The 10351-nt window shown below is 39.4% G+C and carries 9 protein-coding genes; 8 read left to right on the forward strand and 1 reads right to left on the reverse strand.

Annotation, left to right across the window (positions count from 1 at the left end; all coding sequences use genetic code 11):
• Positions 1-51 precede the first annotated feature (51 nt).
• The 8 genes from K6G87_RS08930 to K6G87_RS08965 all read left to right on the forward strand — a co-directional run bounded on the left by K6G87_RS08930 (position 52) and on the right by K6G87_RS08965 (position 9656).
• Positions 52-2046, forward strand: a complete 1995-nt coding sequence (locus K6G87_RS08930) for a Na/Pi cotransporter family protein (protein WP_296836064.1) — start codon at positions 52-54, stop codon at positions 2044-2046.
• Between the two features lie 229 nt (positions 2047-2275).
• On the forward strand, positions 2276-3418 hold the full coding sequence (locus tag K6G87_RS08935) for a serine hydrolase domain-containing protein (protein WP_296836066.1): 1143 nt from the start codon (positions 2276-2278) through the stop codon (positions 3416-3418).
• An 82-nt stretch (positions 3419-3500) separates the two neighbouring features.
• A complete protein-coding gene (locus K6G87_RS08940) occupies positions 3501-4061 on the forward strand; it encodes an NUDIX hydrolase (RefSeq protein WP_296836068.1) in 561 nt (186 codons plus the stop codon).
• A gap of 133 nt (positions 4062-4194) precedes the next feature.
• Complete coding sequence (locus tag K6G87_RS08945) at positions 4195-4473, forward strand: type II toxin-antitoxin system HicB family antitoxin (RefSeq protein ID WP_296836071.1); 279 nt, start codon at positions 4195-4197, stop codon at positions 4471-4473.
• Positions 4474-4514: 41 nt separating this feature from the next.
• The gene (locus tag K6G87_RS08950) at positions 4515-7022 is read left to right on the forward strand and encodes a glycoside hydrolase family 3 protein (RefSeq protein WP_296836074.1); all 2508 of its coding nucleotides are present in this window, start codon (positions 4515-4517) and stop codon (positions 7020-7022) included.
• 228 nt (positions 7023-7250) lie between these two features.
• Complete coding sequence (locus K6G87_RS08955) at positions 7251-8027, forward strand: HD domain-containing protein (protein ID WP_296836076.1); 777 nt, start codon at positions 7251-7253, stop codon at positions 8025-8027.
• A 220-nt stretch (positions 8028-8247) separates the two neighbouring features.
• A complete protein-coding gene (locus tag K6G87_RS08960; RefSeq protein ID WP_296836079.1) occupies positions 8248-8817 on the forward strand; it encodes an RNA polymerase sigma factor in 570 nt (189 codons plus the stop codon).
• Entirely contained in the window at positions 8814-9656 is an 843-nt protein-coding gene (locus K6G87_RS08965; RefSeq protein WP_296836082.1) for an immunoglobulin-like domain-containing protein, read from the forward strand. The genes K6G87_RS08960 and K6G87_RS08965 overlap by 4 nt, the downstream gene beginning before the upstream one ends.
• Before the next feature lie 78 nt (positions 9657-9734).
• Here K6G87_RS08965 and K6G87_RS08970 read toward each other — a convergent pair.
• The coding region (locus tag K6G87_RS08970; RefSeq protein ID WP_296836084.1) for a hypothetical protein at positions 9735-10351 on the reverse strand (617 nt) is incomplete at its 5' end.

Here is a 10351-nt window from a genome sequence, read left to right on the forward strand (position 1 = left end):
GAAGGGGATAAAATAACAGGTGGCCAGAGATAAGGTCACAACGGAGATCAAATGGATATTACAGAAATATTTGAACTAATCGCCGGTATTATCGGCGGACTGGCAATGTTCCTTTATGGAATGAATATCATGAGCGGAGGCCTTACCAAGGCAGCAGGAGGCAAGCTTGAAAGCGCTCTTGCCAAGGTAACGTCCAGAAGATGGATAGCCTACTTTTTTGGTATAGGGATCACGGCTCTTGTTCAGTCATCTTCAGCTTCAACCGTTATGGTTGTAGGTCTTGTTAATTCAGGAATCATGCAGCTGTCGCAGGCTGTTAACGTTATACTCGGTGCCAATCTTGGTACTACAGTAACTGCCTGGATTCTGTCTCTAAACGGAATCGAAGGTGGTAACTTCTTTACTAATCTTTTAAAACCAACTTCTTTTACACCTTTCCTTGCACTTATCGGCATTGTCTTCCTAATGTTCTCTAAATCTGAGAAGAAGAAAAATATAGGAACAGTCCTTCTTGGATTTTCAGTTCTTATGTTCGGTATGAACATGATGTCAGATGCAGTTGCACCTCTTAAGGAAAGTGTAGAATTCCAGAACTTCCTTAGAAGTTTCTCAAATCCTATTATCGGATTTATTATCGGTGTGGCATTTACAATGATAATCCAGTCATCTGCAGGAACAATCGGTGTAGTTCAGACCTTTGCAGGTGAAGGAATGATGACATATGGAATGTGTATTCCTGTTGTTATGGGTGCCGAAGTAGGTACATGTATCACAGCTATTCTTTCATCAGTTGGAGCAGGCAAGAATGGTAAGCGTACAGCGCTTATGCACTTGTACTTTAACTTCATTAAAGCAGGCTCATTTATGGTAGGCTTCTACCTCATCAATGCATTTGTACACTTTGCATTCCTTGATGATCTTGCAAGCTACTCAGGTCCTGCTATTATCCATACTCTTGTAAACCTCATAGCAACTCCATTGATGGTACCTGTTTCAGGAATTCTTGTTGCAATGGCACTTCGTACCATTCCTATCGATGAAAAAGAGAAGCAGCAGATGGAAGAGAGCCGCGGAATCACAACTCTCGACGACCGATTCCTTGCTAATCCTCCATTTGCTTTGGAGCAGGCTAAGAAGGCAACCATCACAATGGAGAATCTTGCAGAGAGATCTCTCTTTATGGCAATGGAACTTCTGGATGAGTTCGATATGGAGAAGGTTTCGAATGTAGAACATCTGGAAAAAGAGATCGACAGATATGAAGATCAGCTCGATACCTATCTCATGAAAGTCAGCCAGCATCATCTTGCACCAGAAGATAACCATACATTGTCAGTGCTTCTTCATACTATAAGCGATTTTGAGCGTATCTCAGATCATGCTCTTAACATAGCTCAGGTAACCCAGAGAATGCATGAAAATGAAAGACAATTTTCAAGCAAGGCTACAGAAGAGGTTAAGGTATTTTCAAATGCGGTTAAAGAGATTGTATCAACAACCTTCAAGTCATTTGAGAATAATGATATAAGACTTGCCAAGTCGGTTGAGCCATTGGAAGAAGTCATTGACGGACTTCATATGGAAGTTAAGCGCCGTCATGTAAGAAGACTTCGTAAGGGTAAGTGTACAGTAGATCTTGGATTCGACCTTTCTGATATTGGAACGGATTTTGAAAGAATTGCAGATCACTGTTCCAACATCGCTGCTGCTATCATTCAGGTAAGTGAAGACGGTTTCGATACCCACGGATACCTTGAAATGGTAAGAGCTGAGAAGAATCAGGAATTCGAGCAGGCAGTATTCTATTTTGAAAGTAAGTATGCTCTTCCTAAACTTAAAAAGTCCGATGTCATGGAAGAGGACCGTATAGATACAAGCTTCAAGGAAGGACATCCTGTTCTTGTTGACCTTAACGTACTTGAAGAAACAGGCGGTAAAGAAAGCATAGACAAAGATTCTTCTGATGACTTCGATCAGACACTTGATAAGCTCTTCAAAGACAAGAAGAAAAAAGATAAGAAAAAAGATAAAAAGAAGAAAAAATAATCAAGAAATGACCTGAACTATCGTGTTCAGGTCATTTTTTGAGATTTAACAAAATGCATTACAATATGAACGTGTTTAATAGTAATCTTTATTGCATATCATTCGAATTTAACTTAAACTATGCATGAAGATTTATCTCTTTTCTCAAAATACACAGCTGTCTGTGTATTTATTAACATGTATAAAAACTGTCTTACATGCCCGAAAAAAATCTGGAGGAATTATATAAATGAACATAAGAAAGCTCACAAGGCTTGATGATTTTATGCAAAAGCGCGCCGCAAGCATTCCCGGTGCCACAATTCTTATAGAACATAATGGTAAAAAAGTATACGAGAATAATTTTGGAATGGACAGAAAGGACAGTATCTATCGTATTATGTCCATGACTAAGCCCATAACAGCTCTTGCAGCCATGATCCTGTATGAGAAGGGCGAACTTGATCTTATGGAAGAGGTAGGCACATATCTTCCGGCATTTTCTGATATTAAGGTTGCATCTTTGGGAGGATTCAAGGCTCCCACAAGACCTATACTAATAAGAGACCTTATTAATATGACATCAGGAATTGTGCTTCCCGGTGACTACGGCGAAGCAGGACAGTCTATGAGCAAAGCCTATCGCGAGGCTCGTGTTCAGAGAAGATCGGGAATTCTAAAGAGTAATGTTGATATTGCAAATAAGTTTGCTGATTCTGTTCTCATGTTTGATCCTGGAACCTCTTTTCACTATGGACTTAATGCAGATGTTCTTGCTGCTGTGATTGAGGTTATTTCGGGCACGAAGTTTTCTGAATTTTTGAAAAAAGAGGTATTTACTCCTCTTAATATGTCAGAGACTGATTTTATGATAGACGGAGATAAGGCTTTCAGACAGGCAGTAATGATGGGAAGACCCGATGCCAAGGGCAAGGTTACAAGAGCGGATGCCAATACCCTTGCAAGATTTGAGATGGAAGCTCCCTTTGACAGACCATGGTATGAATCAGGCGGAATAGGTCTTTATTCTACAGTGGAAGATTATGAACATTTCTGTCAGATGCTCCTTAATAAGGGATCGTTCCATGGAAAAGAAATCATAGGAAGAAGAACCTTTAATTTCATGACATCTAACCACCTGACTTATGATCAGCTTGGTGAATTTGGAAGAGAAGGTTACGGATATGGATGCTACGTAAACGTTCTCATGGATCCGGTAAGGGCGGCATCTAACGGTGCAGCAGGCTCTATTGAAGTTACAGGCGAAGCAGGAACATATATGTGTGTTGATCCGGAAGAAGATCTTATAATCATGTATATGTCTCAAATAGATGGCGGCGTAGACCCCGCATTTATAAGAGGCATTCGCCAGATAGTATATGGAGCCATGTGAAATGACCAGCTGATTTGGATGGCTGCAAAAAGCCAAGCGTTTGCGAGTTTAACAAATAGAGTGTTATTAGGGTACATTATATATGAAATATAAATCGATCAAAAAACTTGAACAAGGTAGATTCATTACACGCTATGATTTGGAATATGAAACTGAAGATAAGGATCAGAAAATATACGAGATTATCAGCCGTAACTCTGATATTAAAACAGAAGAGGACTTACACAATAAGAAACCGGATGCAGTAGTTCTTATTATCGAAGATGAGAAGCATGAAAGACTACTTATAAATAAAGAGTTCAGACTTGCAGTTGATTCCTGGGTATACAACTTCCCGGCCGGTCTTATAGATCCTGGCGAAACCGCTGATGAAGCTGCCAAAAGAGAACTGTGGGAAGAAACAGGACTTGAGCTTGTAACTATAGAGGACCATATTGGAAGGTCATACAGCGCAGTAGGCTTCTCCAATGAAGTTAATGTATGTGTTGTAGGCACTGCAAGAGGCGAATTCAGAAAGAGTACATCAAACGTCGAAGAGATAGAACCTGGCTGGTATACTAAGGAAGAGGTAAGGGAGCTTTTAAAGACCATGCCTTTTGCTGCAAGGACACAGGCCTATGCCTATCTTTGGTCTAGAAAATGACTTAGGACAAAGCAGTATAGAGGCTTTGTGTTATAATTAAATGGCGAATAATGCATGACTTTTGGAAAGAAATGACAAAAGTCATGTTTTGATCATTAAAGACAGTGGCAATAGGAAGCGAGGAATAACAGACATGACATTTATATATCCATCAGTAATTAAAGAAGAGAATGGTACTTTCAAGGGTTTTTTCCCGGATCTTGATAAGGTCACTTTTGAGGGAAAAGATATAAATGAGGCCATAGATGATGCGCAGGCAGTTATGTATGATTTTATCAGAGTTGAGCTTACAGAGGAGGATACACCACAGCTTCCTGCTGTTTCAGATGAAGCTGAGATCAAGCTTTCTGAGGGGGAATTTGTAAGGAATATCTGCGTACATTTCAGATATACAGAAGGCTGGGAAGAATAAAAGCCTTTGGGACAGGCGCTATATAATAATGGAGGTGTTACATGGGAAAGTGGAACAGAATTACTTATCTTCCAAATCTTCCTCTTTATGAGGGCAAGGAGAAGGTAACAGAGAGCAAGGCACATATCGAGCTTTCTAAGAATGCGGCTAAGGAAGGAATGGTTCTTCTTAAAAATGAAGAAAGCGTACTTCCTCTTTCCAAGGGAAGCAGAGTAGCTCTTTTTGGAAAAGGAACCTTTGATTTTGTCAAAGGTGGCGGCGGATCAGGAGATGTTACCGTATCATATGTTCATAATATATATGACGGATTCAAGGCACTTCCTGACTGTGTTGATGTTTATGAAGAAACAGCTTCTTTTTACAAAGAAAATGTTGAGAAGCAGTATAAAGAGGGTAAAGTTCCCGGAATGCTTGAAGAGCCTAAGCTTCCAAAGGACCTTCTTACAAGGGCAGCAATTGAAGCTGATGTGGCAGTTATCTCAATAAGCCGTTTTTCAGGTGAAGGCTGGGACCGTAAGGTTGCAGGAACCAAGGCAACAGAAGGCCGTAAGGAAGACTGGGTAAGCCCTCTTGTAGAAGAGTCAGAGAAGCTCTTTGAAAGAGGCGATTTCTATCTTACCAAGGCTGAAGAAGCTATGGTCAGGCAGGTTACAAAGGCTTTTGACAAAGTGGTTGTAGTATTAAACGTTGGCGGAGTTGTTGACACCAAGTGGTTTAAGGATGACAAGAAGATTCAGAGCGTACTTATGGCATGGCAGGGAGGCATGGAAGGCGGTCTTGCAGAAGCTGAGCTTTTGTGCGGAATAGGAACTCCTTCAGGTAAGCTTTCAGATACTTTTGCCAAGGATCTTACAGATTATCCTTCTACAGAAGGATTCCATGAATCTGATAAGTATGTAAATTATACAGAAGATATATATGTAGGATACAGATATTTTGAGACAATACCGGGAGCTTTTGATAAGGTTGTATATCCTTTTGGATATGGCCTTTCATATACAACATTCCAGGTTGTAGATCCTGCTGCTAAGGTTGAAGATATTAGCAGGATAAATAATGATAAGGCAGAATTTACTTTCACCTTTGAAGATGATCCTGATAATGTAGAGCTTAAGTCAGCGGATGTTAAGAAAGCTTATATCACTGCATCTGCGCGTGTAAGAAATTCAGGTAAATATCCTGGAAGAGAAGTAATCCAGGTATATTTCTGTCCTCCACAGGGTAAGCTCGGTAAGCCAAGCAAGGTCCTTGCAGGATATAAGAAGACAAGACTTCTTGCGCCAGGTGAATCACAGCTTGTTAAGATATCATTTCCTGTAACACAGATGGCATCATATGATGATGAAGGCAAGATTGCAAAGTCAGCATATGTTCTTGAAAAGGGAGAGTACGGAATTTTCCTTGGAACATCTTCAAGAAATCTTCTGTGCGTAAGTGAAGTTACACTTACTAAAGATACTGTTACAGAGCAGCTTACAGAGCGACTTGCACCAGTATCACTTCCTAAGAGACTTCTTGCAAATGGTAAGTATGAGAAACTTAAGACTGGTAAGGCTAGAGACATCAATGCTACAAAACTTCCTGAAAATCCGGACAAGAACATGGGATTCATGCCTGAAGTCCGTCATGTTGATGCAAGAGCAATGTGGACATCCAAGCCTTCCAAGCACCAGCTTATAGAAGTGGCAGAAGGCAAGATGACACTTGATGAATTTATTAAGCAGTTTTCGGATGAAGATCTTGCAGATCTTCTTGGTGGCCAGCCCAATACCGGTGTTGCAAATACCTTTGGCTTTGGTAACTTTCCTGATTATGGAGTTCCTAATGTCATGACAGCTGATGGCCCTGCCGGACTTAGAATCCTTCCTGAAGTTGGAGTACACACAACGGCATTCCCTTGCTCAACACTCCTTTCATGCAGCTGGGATCCTGAGATCGTATATGAAGTTGGTAAGGCAGCAGGTGAAGAGGTCAAAGAGAATAATATTGCAGTATGGCTTACTCCTGCTGTTAACATACACAGAAGCCCTCTTTGCGGAAGAAACTTTGAGTATTATTCAGAGGATCCTCTTCTTGCAGGTAAGCAGGCAGCAGCTATGGTTAAGGGTATTCAGTCCAATAGGATAGGAGTATCTCTCAAGCACTTTGCTCTAAACAATAAAGAGACTAACAGAAATGAAAGTGATTCACGTGCATCAGAAAGAGCAATACGTGAGATTTACTTAAAGCCTTTCGAGATAGTAGTCAAAGAGTCTGACCCATGGACCATCATGTCTTCCTACAATGCTATAAATGGTGTAAGAGCATCAGAAAGCCATGAGCTTCTTACAGATATACTTAGAGATGAGTGGGGCTTTAAAGGCATGGTTACCACAGACTGGTGGGGACATGGTGAGCACTACAAGGAAGTAGCAGCAGGCAATGATGTCAAGATGGCCAACGGATTCCCACAGCGTATACTTGCAGCCAAGAAGAAAAAGCTTCTTAGCAGAGAAGAGATGGAAATCTGCGGCAAGCGTATTTTAGAGCTTATCTTAAAGCTTGACTGATGTAAATCCAGCTGATCATAAGCTAAGGCCATCCGATTTATCCATAAGCTTGAAGGATATATTTCAATGCTTTAAAATCTTATAAGAAGTTTGAGGGCACCGGTTGGAAACTTCCGGTGCTTCTTTTTGCGGATCAGTTTTTATTAACTGCTCAAGGTAATCAAATTGCAAGGAAAGTAACATATTTATATGTACGAAGTTTGAATTATAAAGGCTAAGGAGTAATAGATGATAATTGACAGAGAACACGTAAAAGAAGTATTTGCTACATATGTAGCTGATTATGATATTACAGATACCAAGGTTAGGCTTAAGGTTGAACATACTTACAGAGTTGCCGATCTTTGCGATATGATCGCCAAAAGCCTTAAGCTTTCTAGCGAAGATGTAGACCTCGCCTGGCTTCTTGGTATGTTTCATGATATAGGAAGATTTGAACAGCTTAGAAGATATAATACCTTTATAGACTCAGAATCCGTTAATCATGCTGCTCTTAGCGCGGATATTCTTTTTACAGATGGTCATGTTCGTGACTATATACAGGATAGTACTGAAGATAAGCTTATGGAAAAAGCCATAAGACTTCATAATGTATATGAACTTCCAAAAGCCCTGACAGACAGAGAACTTATGTACTCTCAGATATTAAGAGATGCGGATAAGGTTGATATCCTTAAGGTCAATTGTGAATTCCCTATGGATGAGATCTATAATATGCCGATGGAAGCTTTTTATACAGATGATATATCTCCTAAGGTTCTGGAAGATTCGCTGGCTCACCTTAATGTTAATAGATGTCATACGGTAACATCTATTGATCATCTGGTTGGACATATATCACTTGTATATGGACTTGTATATCCTGCAAGTGTTCAGGAAGCATTAAGGCAGGGATTTATAGAACAGATGCTTTCTTTTGAAAGCCGTAATCCCAAAACTCAGGAATCTATGAAGAAGATAAGAGACTGTGTTCATAATTACATGGATGAAAAAATGCATGGATAAAAATACATGGATAAAAATACATAGATGAAAAATGTATTTCGTCCAATAAAACATGCATTTCGTCGGAAAAAGGTTTAATAAGTCCCGGGCATATGTATAATAACAAAGGTATGTGACATTAAAGGCAGTAATGGAAAATGCTTTAATAATAAACAAAAGTGATTCGACGTGTGACGCATGGTGCTAATACTCCGTCATTATGATCAGAGGGGACAATTTTATGGGGAATCTTATGGAAGACAGTGCAATCATCGACCTGTACTTTGCAAGAAATGAGGATGCGATCGTAAATACCAAAGCTAAATATGGAAGGCTTTTACAGAGTATTTCGATGCGCATACTTCATAGCGTAGAAGATGCAGATGAGTGTGAGAATGATACCTACCTTAAGACATGGAATGCTATTCCTCCGCAAAGGCCGGATGTTTTATCTGCTTTTTTGTCCAGAATAGTAAGAAATCTGTCCCTCGATCGATATGATATGATGCATGCTGATAAGAGAGGAAATGCACAGGTGGGTGTACTACTTGATGAACTTGCAGAAGTGATCGCTGATGATAAAGCCAAAAATACGGAAGAATCCAGAGAACTTGGGCAGATACTGAATAATTTTTTGTCTGAGCAAAAAGAACTTAACCGTAAGATGTTTATAAGAAGATATTATTTTGGCTATAGCATAGCAGAGATAGCTGATAAGTATGAGCTTTCTGAGAGTAATGTCAAGATGACCCTGCTTAGAATACGAGGCAAGCTTAAGGATTATCTTGAGAAAGAAGGTGTCACTATATGATTAAAAATAATAAAGACCTGCTTAGAGCTATGAGTGACATTGAAGACAAATACATACAGGAAGTTCTTTCTGAAGATCTTGATAATGCCCCAAAGGTCGTAGAAATATCAGGTTCAAGACGCAAATTTAGGAAAAGAATATGGAGCATAGTAGCTATAGCTGCAGCATGTATTTTGGGATTTGCAGCTATAAATGTTCTGGATTTTGGCGTTAAGCCGTCTTATGAAAGCAGTACATCTGAGCAGGCTTTTGAAGAGACTGCACAGTCATATGAAGAAGTTGGCGAAACAGAAGAAGCACAAGAGGAAGAATCCGAAGCCATGTATGAAACAGATAGTACTAAGGATGAGGCCTATGAACCGGAAATGGCAGCTAATGAAGCTACTCAATCCGATATTGAAGGAGTAGCTCAGGAAGATACATATGAAGCAGCTCAGGATGATGCAAATGAAGCATCACAAGCTGATATATATGAAGCTGAAATTCCAAAGCTTGGACTTTCTCTTAAAGTAAGCAGCCCTTCCTCCAAAGGAGCAAGGCTTGTATGGATTCAGACTGGTGCAGATATTATAGGAACTATTGAAGTTTCTGATAAGTATAGACTTGAAAAGTATGATGGATCTTACTGGGTGGCAGTAAAAGTGCAGGATGAAGATGCCTTTGAAGATAGCAAGTCTTCAATAACAGTAGGAGATAATACATTATATGAACTTAACTGGGAGCAGCAGTATGGAAGCCTTTTGGCAGGAACTTACAGAATTATAATGACAGTTAATAATGTTAAAGACAGTTCATCAACTGATACATATGAAATAGCAGCAGAGTTTGTGATCGAGTAAATAAGAACTATATTAAAGGGTAATGGACCGGCTTTGGCTGATTCATTACCCTTTTTGAAAAATAGTATATTATGTAGTTCATCTTCCAAGAAGAACTATGACGTTATGAGAAAATGGTGTAAAGTCAGCCATTCTGAAAAAGTACATGCAAAGATCTACAAGGTCGTCTTTGCATGTAATATTGTCTACATTAGAGTAAAGAAGAACCTGCAATAATTTTATCTCGTACTCCAAAAGCAGCCCTGCCTGTGACATAGACATATCTTTGTCCATAAAAGGGAACTGGCTGTAGAAGATATCATTTACAAACATTTTGCAGATCCAAAGATCAAGATCAGGGAACATGGCGTGAAGTTTTTCTTTACCTGCTTTTAATGCATCCTGAACATGAACGTCGCTTCCTTTTGCAAGCCTTAAAAAAGCTTCACAGTAATCTGACATTGTATAATACTGGCCTTTAGCAAATTCTGCAATCCTTATAAGACTGTTTAGTGAATCTGTATTTATACTGCAGCTGTCTTTGCAGGTGGTCTTAGAAACATCAGTTACGTTTTCGCCATTTAGATATTTTTTTATTAAAGAAATCTTATTATCTATACTAAGATCTGTATCTTGAAGGATATCAAAAATATTTTTCTGTATTAGTACGAGTTCATTATTTGTAACAATTTCAGATTTTTTTTCTTCTCCGGCAA

Source organism: Butyrivibrio sp. (genome assembly GCF_024699075.1).